Annotated in this window: 3 protein-coding genes; all 3 read right to left on the bottom strand. The window is 73.1% G+C overall.

Annotation, left to right across the window (positions count from 1 at the left end; genetic code table 11):
- Nucleotides 1-5: 5 nt before the first annotated feature.
- The gene (locus OG349_RS12480) at nt 6-22,439 is read right to left on the bottom strand and encodes a lonely Cys domain-containing protein (protein ID WP_327234675.1); all 22,434 of its coding nucleotides are present in this window, start codon (nt 22,437-22,439) and stop codon (nt 6-8) included.
- A gap of 9 nt (nt 22,440-22,448) precedes the next feature.
- Complete coding sequence (locus OG349_RS12475; protein WP_327234674.1) at nt 22,449-22,796, bottom strand: hypothetical protein; 348 nt, start codon at nt 22,794-22,796, stop codon at nt 22,449-22,451.
- A 179-nt stretch (nt 22,797-22,975) separates the two neighbouring features.
- A complete protein-coding gene (locus OG349_RS12470) occupies nt 22,976-25,675 on the bottom strand; it encodes a glycosyl hydrolase family 65 protein (RefSeq protein ID WP_327234673.1) in 2,700 nt (899 codons plus the stop codon).
- Between the last annotated feature and the right edge of the window lie 21 nt (nt 25,676-25,696).

The raw sequence follows: 25,696 nt of genomic DNA, 5'->3' as shown, positions 1-25,696 counted from the left end.
GGGTGTCACGTGCGGTCGTTCAGTATCTGGCTCAGTATCTGGCTGAGCTTCTCGGGCAGGGAGCCGACGGGTTCCCGGTTCCGCGCGCGGAACCAGTCGTCGATCAGGCGCTCCAGCAGATCGGGTGTCAGGGGCCCGTCGTCGGAGTCCGGTACGGAGCCGGGTGCGACGTCGGGTACGGAGTCGGGAGCCAGTGTCAGCAGGGCATTCCGTATGTCCTCCAGGGTGTCACCGTAGGCCGCCAGCCATTCCGCTTCCTCGTCGGTCGGACCTTCCGGCCCGGCACCGGTGGGCCATTCCGTCGCGTCCAGGGCGTGCTCGTCCGGGAACGCGCCGTCGACGGCCACATGGTCGCGCAGCTCGGCCTCGGTCAGCGGGGCGATACGCCAGTAGCGGCCCCAGTTGTCGACGTAGTCGAGATCCGCTGACTCCGGGGTGCCGCGCTCCCGTAGCTGGTCGAAGACCAGCTGACAGCCGCGCATGATCTCGTGCAAGGAGTGGTGTTCCGCCGTCAGCATCTCCGCCAGCAACGCGATCCGCACCAGGCCCAGGTCGAGGTCCAGGCCCCACACGTCGCGCATCGCCACGGCCTGCGTCATCAGCCGCTGCGACGAGCCGGACGTGCCGGCCAGGACCAGGCCGCCGGTCGGCTCGGTGGCGGCCTGGAACCGGCTGCTCATGGCGTAGTCCCAGCGGTTCCTCCCCGGAATCCACGCGAGGTCCTCGTCCGGCGCCAGCGCCCGCTCGGCCTCGCTCAGCGGCGGCCGTACGGCATCGGGGCGCACCGCTGTCCGCAGCGGCCGCTCGGCCTCGGCGAGCAGGCGCGCCCGCTCCTCCGGCGGCATGTCCCGCGTCTGCGCGCGCACCGCCCGGTAGGCGGTGATCGCGTCCGACGGCAGCCGCTCGGCGTATTCGTCGATGATCGACCGCGGCATCGGCGCGGGGGTGCTCAGCAGGTCGGAGATCAGCCCCCCGGCCGGATGCGGGGCACCGATCCACAGCAGGCCCATGCGCTCCCGCAGGTTGCCCGACTCCACCACGGCCTCGATCCGGTCCCGGTCGGTGCCCACGGCGCCGTCGGTGGTGGGGTCGGCGGAGCCCAGCTCCGCCCAGCGGCCCGCCGCCACGGCACGGTCCCACACCTCTCGTACCATCACGCCGAGCTGGGCGTTGGCGGCCTCGTGGTCGCCGAGGTACCGGCCGAGCCGATCCTCGAAGCGCTCGGCCTCCTCCATGAAGCGGATGCGCGCCCGGATCCAGTCCGGCGCCTCCCGGGTGACCAGCTGCCGCCGTACGGACAGCGGCGCGGAGGACACGGCCTCCACCACCCGGCGCATCCGCGCCTCGCTCGCACCGGTGGTGTCGCCCGGTCCGTCCGGAAGCCCGGCGAGGTGGCGGTCGCCGTCGCGGACGAGGAGGGCGGGTGGCGCTGTTGTGGCGGTGTGGTCATCCGGGGCGCCGCCGTCCGGGGCGCCGCCGTCCGCAGCGTCGGTGTCCGGAGTGTCGGCGTCCGGGGTGACGCCGTGGTACGTCACCTGCCCGTCCGGGCCCACCACGGCCAGCTCGACGCCGAGCACGCGAGGGGCTGTCGCCACCAGTGCGTCCGCCAGCGCTCCCGTGCCGTTCTCTCCTCCGTACGACGGGTCCCGCAGCAGCAGCCGGAAACGCGCGGCCGGGCTCAGGGCGAGGTCCGAGGCCGGGAGTTGATTGCCGAGGAGGACCGCCTCCATGCGCTGGGAGGCGTTGGTCGGCGCACCGATCTCGTCCAGCAGTTCCAGCGGGATCATCCGGCCCCCGTCCAACGGAAGCGGTGTCTCCCGGGACAGGTTGTCGTCCGTGACGTTCCGCCCCAGCCAGTCGAGGAGGGCGGTGGGCGTGTCGATTCCCGCGTTCGCCAGCGCCTCGGGGGCCGCGTACCGGAGAGCCAGCAGAAGGGTGGCGGCCAAACTGCCCTCGCCGGGCGACTCGTGCAGCGCGAAGACAGTGCCGTCGAGTTCGGCGGCGTACGGGCCCGTGCGTCGGTACGTGCCGCGTGGCGCGCGTGCGTCGGGGCCGGCAGCCGGGGCCGGAGTCTCGCGTGCCCCGTCCTCGCCGATGTCCTTGTGGGTCCGCGGGGGGACCCGCAGCCACGTCGTCGGACTCCCGTCGGCCGACTCCAGGAGGTGGATGTCGGCCGTGGCGCCGCCGTCCTCGTCCTGGCCGGGCGTGACGGCCACCCCGCCGGAGTTGATGTACACGTCCAGGCCGGTGACGTCCGCGATGCCCCGCGCCCGTTCGACGGCCCGCGCTAGCGTGTCGGTGTCGCCCGGGACGCCGGGGGCGCACGCGAGGACCGTGACGCTGGTGAAGCCGGCCGCGGCCAGGTCGGGGCCGAGGAGCCGCCCCACCCTCTCGCTGTCGGCGCCGACGGGCAGGTCGTCCTGGCCGACGACGGCGTAGCCGCTGTCCTTGCCGTGGGACGCCCAGAAGAACGTGCCGGTACGGCCCGTGGCGGGCAGCGGGCGGCTGCGGGCCACCCGTTCCCCGTCGGGGCCACGGCTCCACTCCGTGTACGTGGTGGCCTCGGGCAGCCGTTCGTACGGACGCTCACGCAACGACCAGTCGTGCCGCGAGAACGACGCCTTGCCGACGGTCCGCCCGTCCGCGCGGATCTCCTGGACCACCGTCCTGTCCAGGGACAGGGACAGGGACAGGGACCGCGACCGGGACCGGGCGGCCTCGTGCCCCTCCCAGGGCGCGTTCCAGTAGTCCGGCTCCGGGTACGCCGGGGCCATGGCCCCGGCCTCGTCGGCCTCGGATTCCGCCCCGGAGGCCGTCGGCGGAGCGGCGAGGGCCCGGCGGGTGGCGGCGGTCTCGGCGAGCAGGACGCGTTCGTAGCGGCGCCCCGTCTCCGGATGCGTACGGAGAGAGCGGCGCAGCACCGTGAAGTCGGCCGGTCCTGGATAGACCACCGGCTCCTCGTCCGGGTCCCCGGCGAAGACCGAGACATCGCGGCCCGAGGAGCGTTCCACCCCGAAGATCACCGGGTGCCTGCCGGCCGGCGCGTCGCCGCCGGACGCCAGCAGGTCCAGCGCGGTTTCCTCCGTGCGCCGCGCGACATGGAACGAGGACGTGGAGACCCCGTCCAGCGGACCGGGCGGCTCCGTGCTGTCAGGACCGGAAGTTTCCGCGCCGTCAGGCCCGGATGTTTCCATCCCGCCAGGCCCGGCGGGCAGGTCCCCCGGCAGCCACCCCGCCCACCACACCGGAGCGTTCACGGCCGGCAGCCGGTCCAGCGCCTCGGCGCCGAAAGCGCTGTGCTGGGACACCTCCGCCCGGATACGGGGGGCCAGTTCGCCGATCCGCCGCCCCATGGCGGTGAGCAGCGTCGCCAGCCGTTCCCCGCGGTCGGGAGCGGACTCCGCGATCGCCTCCGCCTGCGCGGCGAGGCCACGGAAGCCGGGGTCGTTCATCAGCAGGACGGGGAACGTGAAGCCGCCGCCGCGGAGTTCGCCCGCGACGAGGGACCCGGCCCGCCCCACCGGGTCGGGCGTGCCCAGCAGCGTTGCGTCCGGGCCGCCCAGCAGGTGGAGGGCGGTGACATGGGCGCGGTCAAGACCGTCGAGGGGCGAACTGCCGTGCCGCCGCCGCCAGTCGAGCAGTGCCTCCTCGCGTCCCGGCAGCTCCTCGGGGTCGTACTCCCCAGACAGCAGCCGCTCCCCGCGCTGTACGGCGAGGACAAGACCGTCGGGCACCGTGCCGGCCCCGGTGGCCTCCGCGGCGAACCGGCCGGCCCCGGTGCCGTACAGCCGCCGGTGCGGCAGCCGCAGACTGCCGTCCTGCTCGGCCGAGTCGGAACGGGTACGAGGGGACAGGGCGTCCGCCCATTGGTAGAGGTGGACCGCGTCGCCGAGAGCCGCCGCCCGCTCGGCGGTGTCCCCGAGGCCGAGGGTGTGGGAGGCGAGAAGGACCTCGATCAGGGAGTGGCGGTCCAGGGACAGCTGCCAGCCGATGACGGCCTCCCGGAACGCCAGGACGTCCGCCCGCCGCACGCCGGCCAGATGCGAGTAGCGCGACAGCGCCTCGCGGGCGGCGTCGGCCGGGCCGTGGCCCACCGGGAAGCCCCGGTCGTGGTGGAACTCCCGGTACCAGTTGCCCTCCCGGTCGAGCGGCGCCGGAGGCGTGAACCATACGGTGAGCCCCACACCCCGCGCGTACGCCTCCATCAGCTCCGGCAGCCCGGCGCCCCCCTCGGGGTCCAGCAGCCGTCGCAGGGCGGCGTCGAGGTCCACGCCCGCGTCGTCGTCGGCGACGGAGAAGAACGCCGACGTTGCCCCCGCCTCGCCGAACCGGCCGACGCCGAAGCGGTGGACGGCCGCCAGCGCCGCGCGGGCGGCGGCGGTGACCCGCGGATCGCCCGCCAGGGCGCGGCCCAGCGCCCGCTCCCAGCCCCGGGCGGCCTCCGGCCAGCGCGGATCGGCGTACACCGAGGCGAAACGCTCCGCGTGCCGCGACGGATCACGGGGTGCCTCGTCCTCGGTGCCGTCCTGGTCGCGCGGGGTGCGGATCAGGAACCGGGGAGCGGGGAGCTTCGGGTCCCGTTCGAGTTCCAGTCCGTACCGCGGGTCCGCGTCCTTGCCCCGCTCGAAGGTCTCGGCGGGAGCCGTGGAGCCCGCGGTGTCCCGCCCGGTGCGGTCGGCCATCCGCTGGGCCAGCGGCCCGGCCCCGGCGGGCGGGCCGAAGACGACAAGGGCGGCGCTCCGCCCGGCGGGGGAGTCGCGCAGCAGCTCGCGCAGGAAGCCGCCGACCTCTCCGGCGGTGGCGAGCTTGGATCCGTACGGGGAGCCCACCTGGACCAGCCGGCCGTCGCCGGGCGCGGCGAAGAACAGGGAGCCCCGGCTCCAGGGCACGGGGACGCGGTCCTTCTCCCACGTCTCGGCCTCGGTGTCGTAGTACTTGAAGTAGGTGAGGCCGGACAGGTGGGCGAGCGCGTCCTGGCGCTCCGACCACTCCTGCGCCGTGTAGCCGGTGACGCCGGACCAGGTGCCGTCGGGAGCGATGACGGGACGGGTGAGGATCTCCCGGTCCCACAACTCCGGCGCCGGAGCCGCCACCTCGCGCAGGACCACCCGCATATGGCTGCGGCCCAGCGAGGCGTCGTACCGGACCTCGCGGGACTCCTCCTCGAAACGGGTCTCCTCCGGGAACATCGCCTGCCGCGCCGCGGGCGTCCGGCTGAACGGCGCGATGTCCCGCGCGGAGGACCCGCGTACCTCGTACAGGACCGGATGGCTGTCCCCCTGCGGCGGGGGCCCCGGCAGCATGCGCAGCCCGACGTTCCGCGAGGTCGAGGCGGTGTGGAAGGGCGGAGCGGTGAAGGAGAGTCCCGCCATGGGACCCTCCTGGGCCTCCTCCAGGGTCCCGGCCCCCCAGGCGGACCAGTACACCGGCTCGTCCACCGGCGGCAGCAGGTGCAGCGCTTCGCGCCCCATGCGCCGCAGGAGGACGAGATCCTCGCGTATCCCGGGCGCCAGCTGGGCGGCGAGCGCCGCGGCCCGCTGACCGAACTGGGCCATTACGGCGGGCCGGTGCGGGGTCGTCGGCGGTACGTTCCTGGCCTGCCGCACCAGGGCCCGCAAGCGGGTGTCGCGCAGCAATACCAGCGGGAACACCTGGTCCGGAGCGCCCTGGGCGACGCGCCTGCCGACCAGGGCGCCGACCGCCTGGCGCAGCCGGTCCAGCGACTCGGGGCCCGTGGTCAGCGCCGGGTCGGTCAGCGCCGCGTCCTGGCCGCTGAGCAGATAGAGCGCGGGTACGTGTGCCGCCGTGACGTTGCGCAGGAGCGCCTGGCTCTCGTGCCGCAGCAGCCAGTCACGCAGCGCGGAACGCCGCTCCCGCGCCCCCGGGCCCGTGGGCCACGGCAGCGTCCGCAGATCCTCGGCGGTCCAGGTGCTGCCCTCCAGCCCGGCGAGCTGGGTGATGGCGGCCGGCTCGGCCGCGTTGCCGGTGATCCAGGGCGCGAGCCAGGTGGTGCGCTGCTGGTACATGCGCCGGTGGGGCAGGCGCAGCCGCTCGCGCAGGGTGCTGTCGCCGGCGTACGCCGTGCGCAGTTCGGGCTCGGAGTCGATGCGCCGTGCGGGCGCGAAGACGGCGTCGGCCCAGGCGTACAGCCGGGCCGCCTCGACGTCCTTGGGCTCGGGCTCGGCCTCGTCGCGTACCCCGGCCGACTGCGCGGCCTCCAGCACCTCGGCCAGCGAGTGCTCGCCGAACATCAGCCGGTCCGCCAGCAGGGCGTTCCGCAGCCCCAGGAGCAGGGCGGGGCCGGTGCCGGGCAGGTTCCCGAACGCCTTGAGCAGCCAGGCGACGCCTGTCGCGCGGCCGTTGCCGACGGGGTGGCCCAGCCGGTCGTGCAGGTCCCGGTACCAGGGGCCGGAACGCCGGTGCGGGGTCGCGTCCTCGATCAGGGTGAGCTGATGCTGGACGTTCAGCTCGGGCCGGGTTGCCCACAGCCGGCTGAGCGAGGGCCCCGCCCCCTGGGTCGCGGACGCGTAGCCGGCGTCGACGAGCGCGAGCACGAACGTCCTTACGCTCACCGCCATGTCCTCGTCGAGCAGGAGGTCCATCTCGGCCTGCGGGTCGTCCGTCTCGGACAGGTCCGGGAAGAAGGCGCGCGCCGCCGTCTGGGCGCCGAGGTGGTGCGACAGATAGGTGAACAGGACGCGGACAGCCGCCCGCGCCGCGTCGATCACGGCGGGCTCGTGGGCGAGCACCTCGCCGAGGGACTTCTCGTACTCCCGGCTCACCGTCCACCAGCGGGGATCCGCGTAGAAGGTACGCAGGATCTCGCCGTCGGCCGGGTCGGCCGAATCGGCCGGATCGGCCGCGGGCCCCGGCAGCGCCGGCGGCCGGCCGGCGGTGGCGTCCGCGACCACGGTGTACGCGTAGGTGTGCCGCGTCGAGCCCTCGTCGTACGTACGGATGGTCCGGTTCTGGGAGAGGAAGTACGAACCGGGCGGATAGAGGGCCTCCGACTCACCGGCGTAGGCGGAGAACATGGCGATCTCCCTGCCCAGGGATTCGGGGATTTCGAACACCCCTTGGTGGGTGTGCGACGGCCCGCTGCCCCTGGCCACCGCGAAGGCGATGGCCGCGCCGGAATCCGTGGAGGTGCTGCGGAAGAACGGCACCGAGATCACCACGCCGTTGTACAAGGGCGAGTTGGCCGACGGCCGGGCCAGTGACCCGGGCACGCCCCGGTCGCCCCACCAGACGGTACGCCGCACCGGGGGGAGCAGTTCGAGGGCTTCGACGGCCATCTCGATGTGCGCCTTCAGCTGACTGTGGAGCCCGTCGGCGATCGCGTCGAGCCTGCGGCGCAGCCGCGACAGCTCGGGGCCGGGTTCCAGGTCGGGCAGGTCCACCAACCCCTGCAACACCTCGTGGAAACCCGGCTGGGTCCGCAGCGTCAGGGGAACGTGGCTCTCCCATGGCCCCGAGCCGGGCGCCCAGACGACGTAGACGCCGCGCGAGACCAGCGTCCAGGCGACGGAACGCACCAGCCACCGGCTCGCGTGCTGTCCGAACCGCTCGCCGTTCAGGAGCGCCTTCATGAGCCGGTAGTCGGGCATGCTGTAGATGAACAGGGCGGTGATGTGGGCGGGGGACATCTTCAGCAGCGCGGCGCGGCCCTCGTCGCCGTACCGTGACAGCCACTCCCGTGCCACCTCCATGCGCTCGTCGTCGGGGGACGTCGGAGGGGCGCCGGAGAGAAGGACGTCGACCATCGTCACCAGGTCGTCGGGGACGGCGAGACCGTCGGTCGCCTGGCGGGGGAAGCGCACGCCGTCGCCGTACAGCGCCACGTGGGGCGCGCGCAGCCGATCGCGGACCGTGAGGCCCTGGGGGGTGTCCGGGATGTGCTGCCAGGGGACGAGGTGGTCCCTGGCCCATCCGTGCGTACGGGCGCCGTCCCGCCGCGTCGCGACGCGCTCGTCCGGGCCGCCCATACCGACCAGGTGCGAGGCGCGCAGGACTTCGTGGAGGGACTGGATGCCCTCCAGGACCGTCCAGGCGATCAGCGCCGTGCGGAAGGTGGCCATCTCGGCGGGGGTGGCTCCGAGCTCCTGGGTGCCCTGGAGCAGCCACAGCGCGGGGCCGTTCACCCCCGCCACCTGACGGAAGCCCAGGGCGTCGTGCCGCTGCCAGCTCGCGGGGTCGGCGGAGTTCAGCCTCCGCAGCGGCTGTCCTGCGTGCCGGATCCGGCCGGGCAGGGCGCGGCTGACGGTCGAGGGGCCGGTGTGGGCGAAGACCGCGTTGGCGTACGCCTCCATCAGCTGGGGAAGGGGGGCCGTCGCGTCCGGTCCGACGAGCTGGGCGAGGGGGCCGCCCGGTGCCGCCCACCTCGGGTCGCCCGGCGGGAAGAACGCCTGGGTGGCCGCCTCCTCCCCGTACCGCTCGACGAGGAACCGGTGCGCGCGGCCCACGGTCTGGCGGACCGTGGTGGTCACCTCGGGCCGCGCGGCCAGGAGCCGCGCGAGCGTGAACTCGAAGTCGACGCTCCTCTGGCGCCAGTAGGGATTCCCGTAGTAGCCCGTGAAACGGGGGGTGTCGGGCGCGCCGGTGATCCGCCAGGACGGGATCTGCAAGAACGAGTTGTCCTCGGAGTCGGCGGAGTTGGCGGAGTCGGCGTCGGACTCGGATGCGTCGTACGGGGGTTCGAGCTCGGCGTCGGCGCCGGACACGTCGCCGGACTCGGAGGCGTCGTAGGGGGGTTCGAGCTCGGCTTCGGGCTCCGACGCCGAGCTGGCGAAGGGATCGAGGTCCAGGTCCATGGCGGTGTCGGCGTCCGTGGCGGTGTCCGCGTTGATCAGGCCGGAGGCCGGGTAGCCGGTCTCGACCGGACGCCCGGTGTCCGGGGCCGGTGCGCCGGTGGTCCGCCCGCGGCCCGGATACGCCGTCACCCACCCCGTGGCCCGCCCCTCGGAGTCCTCCAGCGCGTGGATCAGCGCCGGACCGCCGTCACGGCCGGCGGTGACCGCGGTACGGCCCACCTCCAGGTGAACCGGCAGGCCCACCACGTCCGCCAGCCGCTCGGCCCGCGCCCTGGCTTCCGCCACGCTCCCGGGCGCGTCGCCGGGACCGCACGCCAGCACGGTCACGCTGCGGAAACCACGGTTCCGTACCCCTGCCAACAGCCGACCCGCGTACGACCCGTCGTCCCGCAGGACGCCGCCGCCGTCCTCGGCGAGCGCCAGCCCCTCGGCCCCGCCGTGCGAAGCGAAGAAGAACGTCCCCCCGGCCGTCCCCCCACCGGGCAACGGCTTGAGCGTCGCCACCGGACGTTCCTGAGCGTCACGCTCCCACGACACGAACCCCGTCGCGCCGTCCAGCCGTGCGTACGCGTCCTGCCGCACCGCCCAGTCCGCGTCGTCGAACGACGCCGCGCCGACGATCCGGCCGTCCGCCGCGCGCATCTCCCGCAGCACCGGCGCGGGACGCTGTGCGCTCGCGGCCCAGGAGACCTCCTGGGCGGTGATCGACTCGTACGACACCGTCCCCTCGTCGCCCGGGACAACACCCCGGCCCGTGACGCGGAAGAACGCACCGGGCGGGTACGTGACCTCCGTCTCCGACAGGGAGGCCACGAAGGGAGTGATCTCGCGCGCCGTCGAGCGCGGGACGTGCACCAGACCGGGGTGGGAACCGGCGGGCGGTTGCTTGCTCCACGTCATGAACTCCTGCGCCCGCTCGCGCACCAGCGACGTGCTGCGGAAGAACGGCATGGTGATGGTGTCGCGGCCGTAGACCGGCCCGTCCACCGGCGGCCCGTCCGTGAGGTCCCCGTCCTCCGACGGCCCGTCCAGCGCACCCGGTATCCCCCGGTCGCCCCACCAGACGTCCGCGTTCACCGGCGGCAGGATCTCCAGCGCCTCGATCGCCATGTCGACGTGCAGCGGCATCCGCGCGTACAGCCAGTCCGCGATGACGTCGGAGCGGCCCCGCAGTTCGTCCGCCTCGGGGCCCGGCGTGTCCAGGTCCGGCCCGGCCCGCAGGTCGTCGAAGAGCTCTTCGAGGTCGGGATGCGCGCGGAGCATCGTCGGCAGGAACGCGGGCGCGTCCAGCTCCACCGCCTTCCGCGTCAACGACCAGACGTTGAGCCGTACCAGGCGACGGCCCATCCCCGAGCCCAGCCGCTCACCGTTGAGGAACGCCTTCATCAGCCGGTAGTCGGGCCCGCCGTAGAGATGGACGGCCGTCAGATGGGCCGGTGCCAGGCGCGCCAGCGCGCGCCTGCCCGTGTCGCCGTACGTACGGAGCCACGCGTGGAGCGCCCGCTCCCTGCGGGTGCCGGACGGGAGGGTCCCGGCGAGCGCGGCGCCGGTCAGCCTCACGAGGTCGCCCGGGAGATCCAGCTCGCCGGCGGTGACGTCCGCGCCGTACGTCATCCGCTCGCCGTACAGCCGGCGGTGGGGCGGGATCAGCTGACCGTACGGATCGAACCTCTGGAAGCCGGCGCTCCGCGCCGACTCCGCGACCCAGTTGTGCAGCTCCGCCCCGTCGCGCAGGACGGTGCCGCGCTCCTCCGCGTTCCCCACCCCGAACGGGTGGGAGGCGCGCAGGATCTCGTGCAGCGACTGGAGATCGGCCGGGACCGCCCAGGCGATGAGCGCGCCCCGGAACGTGAGCAGGTGGGCGGGCGAGGCGCCGAGCGCGGCGAAGGTACGGAGCAGCCGCGACGCGGGACCGTCCGTACCGCCCACCCGGCGGAAGCCACGGCTGTCGTGGACCGCGCGGTAGGCACTGCCGGGTGCGTGACGGGCCCGATGGCCGGCCGGACGCGACAGCGTCCCGGCCAGCGGGCCCGGCAACTCCTCGCCCGCGTACGCCGCGTAGGTGAGCGCGGTCATCAGCTCGTCCAGCGCGAGCGGCCCGGGCGGCAGGGTGCGCAGCCGCTCCAGCGCGGCGGCGGGGTCGGCGGGGAGCGCGTCCGGGGCGAAGAAGGCACGCCGCGCCGCCGCCTCGCCGTGACGGGCGACCAGCCCTTCGTACACGCGGAACACGCCGTCACGGGCCGCCTCGGTGAACGCGGGGACCTGGCCCATCAGTCCGGCGAACACGAACTCCAGGGCGACACTGCGGTGGCGCCACTCGCGGTCCCGGTACAGGCTCTCGAACCGCGCCCGGTCCGGGGATCCGGCGGGGCGCCAGGACGACACCGACCAGCCCGGATCACCCGTGGTGTCGGGGGCGTTCGCCCGGTCGTCGGCGGAGACGGGGCTCATGTTGACCTGGACGGGCGCGGGATAGGCGATACCGGTCCGCGCGTCCCGTTCCGCAGACTCCGCAGACTCCGCAGACTCCGCAGACTCCGCAGACTCCGCAGACTCCGCGGACTCCACCGACTCTGTCGGATCCGGCAGGCCGAAGATGGTCGCGGGCCCCGAGGGCGCCGTGGACTCCCCGGACGGGCCCGTCGTCCGCCGGTCGGCCCTGGTCCACTCGCCGGGGGCCTGGGTGGCCGGGTCCAGTTGAGCCACGATGGTGAGCGGGGCCGAGGGATCGCCGGCGGTCAGGCCGAGGGGCGCGCTGTAGCTGAAGGCGGGGCGGCCGGTGCGCTGGGCGAACCGCCGTACCAGCTCCGGCCTCAGGGCCCCGGGGCCGGAGGTCAGGAACAGCGCGGGAGTGCCCAGGGCCGTGGTACGCAGCGCCGGGTCCAGCCTCAGCAGCTCCAGGAACTCGTCGTCGGACACCTCGATCGGAGGCCCGCCCGGCAGGTGCAGGACCACATTCCCGGCCTGGTTCACATGGATCAGGATGAGGACGGGGGCGGGCATGTCCGGTCCGGCCCACTCCGGCACGACCTGTTCGACGGAGGTCCCGTCCGGCCCTCGCGTCATCCGGTCCACACTGCGCCAGTTGATCCCCCCGGGCGCGGGCTTGTCGCTCCAGTTCACGCCCTGGATCACCTGCCCCTGCCGCAGCAGATTGACCTTGACGAAGGCAAAACCCCTCAGGTGGTGCGCGGCCAGCACGTCGCGGTCGGTGACGTCGTGACCCTCGGCGAGGCCCTTGGCAGCCAGGGCCCAGATCTTCTTCTGCTTCGCCAGGTCCCACGGGTCCGCGTCGGTCAGGTGGAGGACGCCGCGGCCGTGTGCCTCCCGGTCGGCCGGGGGGATCTCGTTGAACAGCAGCTTTCCCGCGCGGACCATCGCCCAGAGGGTGGAGGCCACCTGTCGCGGGGTGGCCGCCGCCGCCGAGGGGAGTGACTGGACGGAACGCAGCAGGGCCTCGCCCGACGTGGCGAGTTCGGCGAGGGTCACCTTCAGGGCCGGTGCCGGTATCTCCGTGCTGAGTTCCGCGTCGGAGTCGGCGAGGACGCGGTCGCGGGCGAAGTCCAGGAGGGCTTCGAAGGCGGCCGTGTCGGCGATGCCGTCACCGTGTTCCTGCGCGTAGAAGGTGACCATGTCCTCGCGCAGGGGGGTGACCCCGCTGAGCGCGGGGTCGTTCGCGCGCATCGTTTCCAGGGCGCCGATGCCCTTGAGCAGCCGTTCGTACCGTCCGCCCGGCACGCCGCGGTCCTGCTCGACGCCGTTGCCGAAGAGGCGGCGGAGTCCCCGTACCAGCCGAAGCGTGGTGGCGCGCGTCTCGGCCGGTACGGGACCCGGGCCCGGGTGCAGACCGGCGTCGCGCGCCAGCCGGTCCAGCTCGTGTTCGAGCGGCTCGGGCGGGAACCTGACGCGGCGGCCCTTCTCCCCGTCGGCCGGGGCGACGATCAGGCGCCGGGCGCCGTCCATACCGGTCTGCGTGGTGACCGCGTCGGTCGCCAGCCTGCTCTCGTTGGCGGCGTACTGACCGAACGGAACGTCGCCCCAGGGGTCGTCGACGTGGGGCACCGGCAGGGTCGAGGGATGGTTGTGACGCGGGTCGCCGTCCGCTCCGCTCCAGCAGATCTCCAGGCCCAGCCGGTGGCCCGGGGGCAGCCGGCGTATCTCGGGCAGCCCGGCGAGGTAACGCGAGGCGTCCTGCTTGGCCAGCCGCACGGTACGGCCGTCGCGCAGGGCGAGCGCCATGCGGCCGGGTTTCGCGTGCGCGGCGAAGATGTAGACCGCCGGATCGGGGGTGATCTCCTCGGTCTCGCCGTCCTGAAGGCCGGCCCCGGCGGGGACCTTGTGCAGGATCCGCCGTATGTCGAGGTACGACTTGAACCGCTGCTCCGACCTCCGCAGGCTCTCGCCGTCCCGCATCGAGATCTGGCCGAACCGCTCGTGGTCCTCGGAGACCAGGGGGCGGGTGTCCACGTCGCTGTCCCGGAAGGTGATCCCTTCCAGCGACGTCCACGCCCGGTCCTCGAACGACGGCGTCGTGGCCAGGGGATCGAACGGCACCCAGAGACCGAACGCCTTCTTCGCGTCGCGGTCGACCAGCACGGGAACGTGTTCGTTCCCCGATCCGTCACGGACCAGCCGCCCTTCACCGCTGGGACCGATCACCCGCCGGTCCAGCCGGGTCGCCAGCAGCTGGAGATCAAGCGACCGCTGGGCGAAGGGTACGGCCAGCAGCAGCGGTACGTTCTTCGGCAGCCGGGCCAACTCGGGGTCGGCGAGCAGCACCTCGGTCAGCGCTTCCGTGTCCAGCACCCGGCCGTCGGGAATCCGTACCCCGTCGGAGTCACCGTCCGCCGCGACGACGTACGCGGAGTCCGGCCACGGCGCGTCCTCCTCGGACACGATCTTCGCCAGCACACCCGGCCGCGTCTCGATGACCCGTACCCGATCCGGCCGCACCCGGCTGACGGGCTTGCCCGTCCAGTTCCGCCCCTGCCCCGGACCCGACGGGCCCGCCATCCGGGTCCGCTCCGACAGCAACGGGTCGACCGGCCGCGGGGCGGCAGGGTCGGTGGGTTCCGTGGATTCTGTGGGTTCTCCGGTGGGGGCGAAGATGTCGGCCTCGGACGAGGCCGCGGGTGGCGTGGACGAGGGCGGTCGCCGGGAGGCCTCGGTCCACCGGCCGGGGGTCTTCGTGGCCGGGTCCAGGAGGGCGAGGAGGTTGAGCGGGGCCGACGGATCGGTGGCGGTCAGCATCAGCGGCGCGCTGTAGCTGAAGGCGGGACGGCCGGTGCGCTCGGCGAACCGCCGTACCAGCTCCGGCCTCAGGGCCCCGGGACCGGAGGTCAGGAAGAGGACGGGAGTGGCCAACGGGGTGGTACGCAGGGCCGGGTCCAGGTCCAGCAGTGCCAGGAACTCGTCGTCGGTCACCGGGAGCGGGGGGCGGCCGGGCAGGTGCAGCACGATGGTCCCGGCCTGGTCCACATGGATCAGGTTCAGGAGGGGGTCGGGCCTCCCCGGCCCGGCCCAGTCCGGCACGATCTGCTGAACGGTGGTCCCGCCCGGCCCCAGCGTCATCCGGCGCACGCTGCCCCAGTCGACCCCCGCCGGGGCGGGGGTGCCGCTCCAGTTGACGCCCTGGACGTTCTGCCCCTGCCACAGCAGCGCGGCCGGGCCGAACGCACCGGTCTCCCGCACGTGGTAGGCGGCCAGCAGGTCCGGGTCGGTGACGTCCGTACCCTCGGCGATGGCCTTCGCCGTCAGCTCCCACAGCGTCTGCTGCTTCGCCCGGTCCCAGGTCTCGGCGCCGGGCAGATGCAGCACGGTGCGGCCGAACGCCTCCCGGTCCGGCGCCGGCACCTGCCCGATCCGCTGCGCGGCACGGGTTGTCGCCCACAGGGCGGACGCGACGTCTCGGGGGCGTACCGGCGCGGGGCCCGGCAGGGCCTTCACGGCACGCACCACCGCTTCACCGCTGGTGGAGAACTGGCTGAGGGCCAGGCGCAGGGCACGGGAATCGATCGCCCTGCTCAGCTCGGTACGCGGATCCGCCGCGATCTGCTGGCGGGCGAAGGTGAGCAGCGCCAGATGGCCGGCCGCGTCCGGGGGCTTCCCGGTGTACTCCTGGGTGAGGAAATCGAGCATGTCCAGACGGATCGGGGTGCGGTTCCTCAGCTCCGGGTCGTTCGCGCGCATCCTCTCCAGCGCGCCGATGCCCTTGAGCGCCTGCCGGTACCGGAACGGGTTGTCCTCGAACCTGTTGCCCAACGTGGTCCGCAGGGCCCGTACCAGCCGCAGCGTGGTCGCGCGGGTCTCCGGCGGCACCGCACCCGGCCCCTGGTGCAGATCCATGTCGCGGGCCAGCTGGTCCAACTGGGGATCCGACGGGTCGAAACGGAAGGTGACCCGGCGTCCCCGCTCGCCGCCGGCGCCGTCCAGCACCACCCGGGCGTCGTCGTTCAGGCCGGTCGACCGGGTGGCCGCCGACGTCTCCCTGTGGCTCTCGTTCGCCAGGACATGACCGAACGGAATGTCCTCCAGCGGATCATCGACATGGGGCGCGGGAGCGGTGTCCAGGGGAGGCCGCCGCGGGTCGCCGTCCGAGGCACCCCAGCACACCTCCGCGTGCAGCCGGTGCCCCGGCGGCAGCTCACGCACCTCGCGCAGCCCGGCGACGTAACGCGCGCCGTCCAGCTTGCCCAGCCGTACGATCCGGCCGTCGCGGAGCGTGAGCGCGAGCAGACCGGGCTTCCCATGACCGGCGAACACGTAGATCGCGGGATCGGGAGTCACCTCCTCGGACTCCCCGTGGTGCCGGTCGCCACCGGCCGGCACCAGATGGACGAGTCGCCGCATCTCCCGGAACGTCTTGAACCGCTGCTCCCGCCGCCGCAGCGCGTCGCGGTCCGGGATCGAGATCACGCCGTACCGCTCATGGTCCTTCGAGACCAGCGGCCGCGTATACACGTCACTGTCACGGAACTTCGTGCCGTCCAGTGCCGTCCACTCACGGTCCTCGTACGGCGCCGCCGGCTTGGGCGTCGGATCGAACGGCACCCAGGCGCCGTACGGCCGATCCGCGTCCCGGTCGACCAGACCCAGAACATGCCCGTCACCCGTGCCGTCGGGGATCAGCCGTCCCTCACCACTGGGCGCCCACACCTTCCGGCCGAGCCGGCGGGCCACCCCGTCCAGATACACGCGGCCCAGGTCCGGGACGGCCAGCACGACGGGCACATCCTCCGGCAGCGAGGACAGCTCGGGGTCGGCGGCCAGCACCTCGGCGAGTGCCTCCGCGTCCAGCACCCGGCCGTCGGGGACCCGTACACCCCCGTTCTCGCCCTGGCCCGCGACGACGTACGCGGAGTCGGGCCAGGGCGCGTCCTCCTCGGACACGATCAGCGGTGTCCGGCCGGGACGGACCTCGTACAGCCGCACCTGGCCGGGCCGCACGCGGCTCACCGGCTTGCCCGTCCAGTTACGGCCCTGTCGCGCGCCCGACGGACCCGGCATCAGGGTCTCGGCGGCCAGCAGCGGATCGGGCGGATCGGACGGATGGGGCGGATCGGTGGGGCCCAGGATGCTGATGGAGCCCGAAGGGGTGGTGGACGCCCCGGACGGGTTGGCCGGCCGGCGGGTGGCCTTGGTCCACCGGCCGGGGGTCCGGGTGGCCGGGTCGAGGGGGGCGACGATGGTGAGCGGGGCCGACGGGTCGGTGGCGGTCAGGGTGAGCGGTGCGCTGTAGCTGAAGGCGGGGCGGCCGGTGCGCTCGGCGAATCGCTGGACCAGTTCCGGCCTCAGGGCCCCGGGGCCGGAGGTCAGGAAGAGGACGGGAGTGGCCAACGGGGTGGTACGGAGGGCCGGGTCCAGGTCCAGCAGTGCCAGGAACTCGTTGTCGGACACCGGGAGGGGAGGGCGGCCGGGCAGGTGCAGGACGATGGTCCCGGCCTGGTCGACGTCGACCAGGTTCAGGAGGGGGTCGGGCATGCCCGGTCCTGCCCATTCCGGCACGACCTGTTGGGTGGTGGTTCCGCCGGTCCCGCCGGTCCCGTTTGTCATGTGGCGCACGGTGCGCCAGTTGATCCCCGCGGGCGCGGGGGTGTCGCTCCAGTAGACGCCTTGGATGTTCTGTCCTTGCCACAGCAGCGCGGCCGGGCCGAACGCACCGGTCTGCTGCAAGTGGTAGGCGGCCAGCAGACTGGGGTCGGTGACGTCCAGACCCTCGGTGAGGGCCTTGGCGGTCAGGGCCCAGAGCGATTTCTGCTTCGCAAGGTCCCACGGGTCCGTGTCGGTCAGGTGGAGGACGCCGCGGCCGTGTGCTTCCCGGTCGGCCGGGGGGATCTCGTTGAAGAGCGTCTTCCCGGCCCGGACCATCGCCCAGAGGGTGGAGGCCACTTGTCCGGGCGTCGCCGCCGCCGCCGTGGGGAGTGACTGGACGGTACGCAGCAGGAACTCACCGGACGTGCCGAGTTCGTTGAGGGTGACGTTCAGGGCGGGTGCTGGTATCTCGGTGCTGAGCTGTGCGTCGGGGTTCGCGAGGACGCGGTCGCGGGCGAAGTCCAGGAGGGTTTCGAAGGCGGCGGTGTCCGCCACTGCCCCGCCGTGCTGCTGGGCGTAGAAGGTGACCATGTCCTCGCGCAGGGGGGTGACGCCGCTGAGCGCGGGGTCGTTCGCGCGCATCGTTTCCAGGGCGCCGATGCCGCTGAGCAGCCGTTCGTACCGTCCGCCCGGCACGCCGCGGTCCTGCTCGACGCTGTTGCCGAAGAGGCTGCGGAGTCCCCGTATCAGCCGCAGCGCGGTGGCGCGTGTCTCCGCCGGCACGGGACCCGGGCCCGTGTGCAGACCGGCGTCACGCGCCGGCTGGTCCAGCTCGTGGTCGAGCGGCTCGGGCGGGAACGTGACGCGACGGCCTCTTTCCCCGTCGCCCCCGGCGATGAGCACGCGGTCCTTGCTCGTCATGCCGGTCTGTCTCGTCGCCGAAGTGGTCTCCAGCCTGCTCTCGTTGGCGGCGTACTGACCGAACGGAACGTCGCCCCAGGGGTCGTCGACGTGGGGCGCCGGACCGTGATGGGGCTGCTGTCGCCGCGGGTCGCCGTCCGACGCGCTCCAGCAGATCTCCAGGTGCAGCCGGTGGCCCGGGGGCAGGTGGCGTACCTCGGGCAGCCCGGCGACGTAGCGCGAGGCGTCCTGCTTGCCCAGCCACACGGTCCTGCCGTCGCGGAGGGCGAGCGTCATCCGGCCCGGACTCCCGTGGGCGGCGTAGACGTAGACCGCCGGATCGGGGGTCAACTCCTCGATCTCGCCGTCCTGGTGGTCGGCGCCGGCCGGGATCTTGTGCACGAGGCGCCGCATGTCGAGGTACGTCTTGAACCGCTGCTCGAACTCCCTCAGGTGTCCGCCCCGCACCGAGATCTGGCCGAACCGCTGTTTGTGGCCGGCGGAGACCAGGGGGCGGGTGTCCACGTCGCTGTCCCGGAACGTGGTCCCGTCCAGTGCCGTCCACTGGCGGTCCACGACGGGCGGCGTCGTGGGCAGGGGATCGAAGGGAGCCCAGACGCCGACCGGCTTGTCGGCGGCGCGGTCGACCAGGACGGGGAGGTGTTCGTTCCTCGACCCGTCACGGACCAGACGTCCGTCACCGCTGGGACCGACGACCGGCCGGCCGAGCCGGTTTGCCAGCAGCTGGAGATCGAGGGAGCGCTGGGCGAAGGGCACGGCCAGGAGCAGCGGTACGTTCTTCGGCAGATGGGCCAACTCGGGATCGGCGAGCAGTACTTCGGCCAGCGTCTCCGTGTCCAGTACGCGGCCGTCGGACACACGCATCCCGCCGGGGTCACCGTCCGCCGCGACGACATAGGCCGAGTCGGGCCAGGGCGCGTCCTCTTCGGACACGATCTTCGCCAGCACGCCCGGTCGCGTCTCGATGACCCGTAGCCGGTCGGGCCGGACCCGGCCGACGGGCTTGCCTGTCCAGTTGCGCCCCTGCCGCGCGGCCGACGGACCCGCCATCAAGGTCTGCGCCGACAGCAACGGATCGGACGCACCGGCGAAGGCACCCGATGGGGTCGGGGGAGTGAGGGAGGGGGTGGGAGCGGGGCCGGTGGAAGAGGCGGCGGGCGGGGCGGCGGGCGGTGCGAAGAGGAGGAGTGCGTCCGTCTCTTCCTGGTTGGCGGGGCGGACCGGGGTGGCCGGAATGGCCGGGCTGACGAGGGTGGCCGGGCTGACCGGGGTGGTCGGAATGACCGGGGTCGGTCGCAGACCGTCGCTCGGCAGGCCCGCGTTGTCGTCGAGGAAGCGTGCCCGGCTCGACACCACCCTGGCCCTGCGCCGCTCCTCGGCGACGGCAGGGTCGGTCTCCGGTCGGCCCTGCTGCTGAGCCGCCCGTACGGAGTCCAGCGCCGTACGAGCAACAGAAAGCGCGGCCCGCGCGTCGCTCAGGGCCGTCGCGCCGCCCTCGTACCGCCGCTGGAGGTCGAGCCACCGCTCATGGGCGGTGGCGGCACGTTCCTGAGCGTCCGCAGTGTCCTCCAGGCCCGGCTGGGGACCGCGCTCCGTGGCCGTCCGCTCGACGCTCCGTGCCTCGGCGAGCGCCTGCCTCCACGCCAGCCGTGCCTGTCGCACCTGCTCGGCGGTCGGCAGCGCCTCCGCGTCCCGGACAGCCTGTTCGGCACGGGCCAGCTCCGCTTCGGCCTCCCGTACGACAGACTCGTCGGGGACCGTCGCTTCGGAGGCCACCGGGCCGGAGGCCGTCGCCTCGGAGGCGCGCAAGGCGTCGGCGAGGGCGGTGAGTTGGTCGTTGAGCAGCGTCAGGTCGTTCGGTACGGCGCCGAGGGCCGACCAGGTCGCCTCGTAGGCCGACAGGGTGTCGGCGTTCCGCGCGACCCCGCCGAGCAACTCGCTGAGCCGGGCGGTCAGCGTGGGGGAGGCCCCGGAGGGGCGTGCGGCACGGTAGGCGTCCCCGTGCCGGGCCTCCAGCCGGGCGGCGGGGAGCGGGTTGTCTGTCGGGGCGTGCGACAGCCCCCACAGCAGATCGAACAGGTCCCTCGCACGTTGTTGCTCGTCGGTGGCCAGGGCCAGCGCGTACGCGGTGTCCGCCAGCGAGTCGGTGACGGCGGGGACGGTGAAGCCGCCGGCCTCCGTGGTGTCGGCGAAGGCGTGCGGGGCGGTGCCGACGCTGATCTCCGTACCCTGGACCAGACCCGTCAGCGACCGCCCGTCCGGTCCCACGCGCAGGGCGTCCGGCGACACCCCGGGCACTGCCCGGGCGATGGCCCGATTGATGTCGTCGGCGAACTGGCCGGCCTCCGAGGGGAGTTGGAACTCAAGGATGGCGAGGGGGCGCGGGTTCTCGAACTGCACCCTGCCCTGGGCCTCGCCCGCGAGGACCACGGGGTGGCCGATCTCCCGCATGAGGGCGCTGAACCCACGGCCGACGTCCAACTTCGCTTCGTCGGAAAGCGGTTGAACGGACGACGCCCCGAGTGCCCCGGCGGCCTCTCCCGACCCCGTCACGGTCTCGTCGGCCGACGCCGTGGACAGGGCCGGTACGGTCGGGGGTGCCTCGGACTCGGTCGGCACGGCCCGGTACGGCGGCGGTGTTTCTTCCCGGCCCTGCGGCGCTGTGGCCTGCGCGTCGACCGTACTGGAGCCGCCGTCCGTACTGGAGCCGCCGGGTATGTCCGTGGTGGTGCCGGCGTCGGCCGACGTCGTAGGGGCCGCCTCCTCCGATTCCTGGGAGAGGTCTGACGTCTCCTCAGGGGCCGTACCAACCTGGGTGGTTGTGGCACCCGGGCCGGCCCCCGGCTGTTGCGCCCCGGCCATGGGGCGGTGCGGTGCGGAGGCGAGGTCGGCCGGCGCGGCGTGAACCGGCGGGGCCACCGCGGCGTCGGCCGAGGCGTCCACCTCGGCAGCGAGGTCCGATGCGGCCTGCTCCTCCGTACCGGGGCTCGATCCGGTCCGCGGGGCAGGCGTGGTGCCGTCGCCGGCCTGCTGGCCCTTGGCCTGTGCGGGGAGATCCAGCTCGCCGTCCGCTGTCCGCTCACTCACGAACTCCGCGGCCGAGGGGGCAGATGAGCCCGCGGTGGAGGGGAAGGCGGAGGGGAAGTTCGACAACACGTCGGCGTACGGATTGTTCCCGAAGTCCCTCGAACCGTCCGGCGGGTTGAGCACGGCGGCAATGGACTCGCTGCTGGAATCCCCCCACACGTCGTCGGCGGCGGCGTTGTCAGGCAAGGAGTACTTGACCGCGCCACCCACGCCGGGCCCGGTCGCCGCCCCCGGGCCCGTGGTGGACACCAACCCCTGCGCCGGGTGGGCGGTGAAGTCGGATGTGTAGTCCGTCAGGGACGAGGTGTCGCTGTAGGAGCTGTAGGGGCCGAAGTCCACCTCGGAATCGAAATCGGCACCGGAATCGAAGCCGGAGGTCGAACTGGAACTCGAACTTGAACTGGACGAGAAGTCGCTGACGAACGACGCGGTGTCGTCGTCCAGGTCGGACCGATACGGCGCCGCGTAGGGAACCGCCCCGGGTCCGTTCGCCGTCCCGGCGGGATCGGGAGCGTCCCAGATCCCGGGGTTCTCGTACGTGGAAACCGTGTAGGGGCGGGGCAGGGGCTCGACCTGGTGGCCGGCCGGCGGGCCGTTGTCGGTCCCGCGCCCGCCCCCACCCCCGTCGGCCTGGTAATTCACGTCACCCCGGCCCCAGTTGAGCTCCGGGAAGAACGTCTTGTTGACCCACTTCCCGCCGTACCCCGCGACATCGGAAGCGCCCTCGTACAACGCCCCGCTGAGTCCGGCGCTCACGAACGTCGCGGGATTGACGGCGAATGTCCCCAGGAAGAAGAGGTTGGTGAACGTTGTCGCGAAGGTCTCGGCCTGGCCTTCGTTGATGAAGGTGTGAGGAAGTTCGTAGACCTCCTTCCACCCCGGGTTCTTCTTGAAGAAGTCCTTGAAGAACGGCGCGGTCGCCTGGGAGAAGAAGCCGCCGAACGCCCCCGCCAGCGCGCCGAGAACCGCCGACTGCCCGATGTCCCCCCAGTCGAAGCCCTTGCGCCGCCGGTCCGGCACGTCCGGAAGGGTCATGGACATCACCTGCGCGGCGAAGGTGATGAACGCTTCCTGGATCGCCTCGAACAGCGCCGACAGCGGCGTGGGGACGGCCCGTCCCAGCCTCTGGAGGATCAGCAGGATGGCGAGCGCGCTGCGGGCCTTGACCACGGCCACCTGGGTCACCGAGGTGCCGCCGGTGAACACGGCGAGCGCGGCGATCAGGGCGAGTTCGAGATTCATGAAGATGAATTCGAGGAGGATCTGGTACTTGCTCTCCGAGAGCTGGATCGAGCGGTCCACCTGACGGCGGCCGGTCGCCCGGACCTCCGTCGAGAAGTCCTGGAGGTGGTTCCGGCCCCCGTCGTCCACGAAGGTCTTCACCGCGGCGACGAACTCCGAGGCGATCCTGGGCGGAAGCGAGTCCCCCGCCGTGGCGACAGCGGACTTCATCGCATCCGAGAGCCGCTCGATGTCGTCGGCCAGCCGGCTGTAAGGATCGCGGCTGTCGTAGCCTCTGTCCTCATTACCGGTGGCGACGTTGGCGCCCACCCAGATCTCGATGAACTCCCGCAGAGCGGGAGGGAACATGATCGCCATTCAGCGCCTTGATTCGCTTTCCGCACCGTGCGTGGTGATGTCGTCCACCGCCAACTCCTGCGGCCTCCGCACGTTCTGGGCTTCCCCGGCCACCGCGTCGACCAGGGCCAGGAACCCCTCGGTGATGGCGTTGGCCGTCGTGATCACCCGTTCCTGCTCGTCCCTGACCTGCTCCCCGACCTGATTGGCGAAGAGGTCGTCGCCGCCTTCCTCACCCCACCAGCCCGAGTACCCCTCGCTGCCCTGCTCGAAGTTGGGCACCATCCTCTCGCCGTACGAGACGGCGGTGGCGATGTGCTTCGATCCGGCGAGGATCGCCTGGATGTCGGCCGAGTAGTTTCCCGCCATGACTACACGCTCCCCTGTCGCTCGCCCGTCAACTCATGGCCCGTCAGCGACTGGCTCACCCCTGACTCCTCGATGGCCAAGTCGATCATTTAACACCCATCGAGGCGGCCCGTCGACTGTTCGACTCCCGAACTGGGCCTTCACACAACGCCGTTCGTACGGTGAGTCACCCACCGGCTTCAGGGATGTGCGGTGCGGGTGACGGTCAGTTCTCGGATGCCTGTTGTGGTTGGTTGCGATGTCGGCGTTTGTGTCAGCTTCAGGCGGATGTGTCGCGTCCGGGCGCCCGGGTGGAAGGGCTGCCAGTGTGCGGCGTCCGTGGAGGTTTCCACTTGGTAGGACGGCGGGGTGGGCGTTGTCCAGTGGGGGGTGACCGTCGCGATCCCTGCCGGGTGGAGGAGGTCCACCGTCAGGATTGAGGCGGCTGCGGTGGGGACCCAGGACGTGGCCTCGCTGCCGTCCACCGCCGCGTTCGCGTACAGGCCCGGCTCCTCCGACGACGCCGTCGCCGGGTGGCAGCGGGCCGCGTTTGTTGTCGGGGTGAGGTCCGGGCGGCGGGTGGGGAGGGTGAGGGCCGAGGTCAGGCGCCTTGGGCCCGTTGGGGTGTGGAGGGTGAAGGGCCGGCCCGATGTCAGTCGTACCGTCGTCTTTCGGGGGCCGATCAGGACGTCGTACGTACGGCCCCGCCAGCGCAGGCCCCGTACATCCACCCCGGCCGCCAGGTGGGGCGGCAGCGTCGGGTCGAGTCGTACGCCGTCCTCGCGCAGCCGCAGGCCCGTCAGGCCGTGCGTGAAGACCTGGAGGAAGCCGCCCTTTCCTGTCAGGAAGTCCTGGGCCGGGGAGCCGGAGAGGGGGTCGTCCGCGCCTGCCTTGCTGCCCCTGGCCTCCGAGAAGAGGGCGAAAGGGCCCCGTACGAACGGTCTGATCGCGCGCTGGAGGTACGTGTACGCCGCGCAGCCCGGCTCCCCGATCGCCGCCGCGTCGATCGCGTGCACCGAGTCCGTCATCGCCGGGCCGTCCGGGTCCGTTCGTTCGGCGTAGTAGTTCAGGGTTGCCGCGGCCGCGCCTGCCGGCATCCGCCATTCCAAGGGGTACGTCAGCAGCACCGTGTCCGCCTGTTTGACGCGCGAACCGGTGTAGCCCGCGTACTGGAGGTAGATCTTCCGTTTCGCGTCGTACGGGATACGGACGCGGGCCGCGATTTCCGCCCAGCGCGCGGGAGCGGCCTCCCCGACCAGCGCGGCGGCGCGTGTGGCGTTGCGCAGGGCGGTCGCCGCGCCCGCGTTGGTGAAGACGCCGTCCGTGACGCCGTTGCTGTACTCGTCGGGGCCCGCCACCTCCTTCACCGAGTAGCTGCCGTCGGGGTGGGCGGTGACCCGCGACGCCCAGAACTCCGCGCTCCCCTTCAGCAGCGGCCATCCGCGTTCACGCAGCCAACCGAGGTCGCCGGTCGCCACGTAGTACTGCCATACCGCGAGGGCGATGTCCCCCTGGAGGTGGTTCTGCGTCACGCAGTGCGGCGGGTTCCAGCTCTGGCACTCCGTCCACAGCTCGCCGCGCCCTCCGCTGGTCCAGGAGTGGAACAGCCCCTTGAAGCCCAGCTTTTCGGCGTTCGCGGCGGCCCCGGCGTGCGTGCGGTGGCGGTACTCGACCACCGAACGCGCCAGTTCGGGACGGGTGACGAGCAGGCCGGGGAACATCCAGGTCTCCGCGTCCCAGAAGATGAGGCCCGCGTAGTTGTCGCTGCTCAGCCCGGTCGGCGCGATGCTGTCGCCGCCGCCTTCCCGCGCGCTCGTCAGCAGGCCGTACTGGGCCGCGCGCAGCCACGCCTGGAGGTCCGGATGCCCCGGTACCGAGATGTCGGCGTCCCAAAGAGGCGCCCAGGCGGCCGCGTTGGCGGCGAAGAGCCCCTGCCAGCCGCGCGCGGCCGCCCGCCGGGACGCGGCGCGGGCGGCGGCGCGGGGATCGGGGGCGGTGAGGGTCGTGTCGACGCCGACGTACTTCACGAGCGTGTACGTACGGTCCGCCTCGACGCGCATCGGTCCACGGACGTCCGGTCGCAGCGTCGTCGCGACGGCGCCCGCCGTGTCCGTGCCGAGCGTGCGGAACGTCTCCGTGCCGAGCGTGTGGAACGTCTCTGTGCCCCCGGCCGTCGACGTGCTCCCGGTTTCCCCGCCCGTCCGGGTGCCCCCGCCTTCCCCGCCCGTCCGCGTCAGGCGCCGCGCCCCGCGCCAGTCCGGGCCGGCGGCGAGGTGCGCCTCGCCGCTCCAGCGCGGGGTCAGCCGCAGCCGTACGGCGCCCGCGTGCGGGTCGGAGCGGTCGGTGAGGATCTCGTACGTCAGGTCGGTGACGCGGCCGTCGGCGGTGGTCCAGCGCAGCGCCGTACGGACCACTCCGCAGCGCAGCAGGACACTCTGGCGGTAGCGGGAGACGCGGCTCTCCGGGCCCAGGGTCTCCCCGCCGATCCGTACGTCCAGCGTCGTCCACGACGGCAGGGCGGCGAGGACCTGGCGGTCGGCGGTGGTGGCGGGCTCGTGCGCGTACAGCCCGGCGACGAAGGCGCCGTCGTAGCGGGGCGTGAACAGCGGCCAGCCCGTCGCGCCGCCGCGCTCGTCGTACCCGGCGCCGAGGGGCGGCACGCGTGTGCCGAGATAGCCGTTGCCGGTGTACGCGTGGTGGCTGTCGGCCGGATCGGGGAGGCGCGTGGCGGCGGGCGACCAGCCGGGGTCCCGCTCCTCGCCGCAGGGGGTCGTGGCGGGGTGGGCGGGTGAGTACGGGGCGGGCCGCGCGGCCTCCGCGTACGAGACCGGCGGTACGGCGGCGACGAGGGCCGCCGCGATCAGCGGGGCGGCGGCGAGATGCGTACGCGAGAGGCTCACCGTACGACCGTATGAACGCAG

The sequence above is a fragment of the Streptomyces sp. NBC_01317 genome, assembly GCF_035961655.1.
In the GTDB taxonomy this organism is placed as follows: domain Bacteria; phylum Actinomycetota; class Actinomycetes; order Streptomycetales; family Streptomycetaceae; genus Streptomyces.
This window is presented reverse-complemented; position numbering and strand designations above follow the sequence as displayed.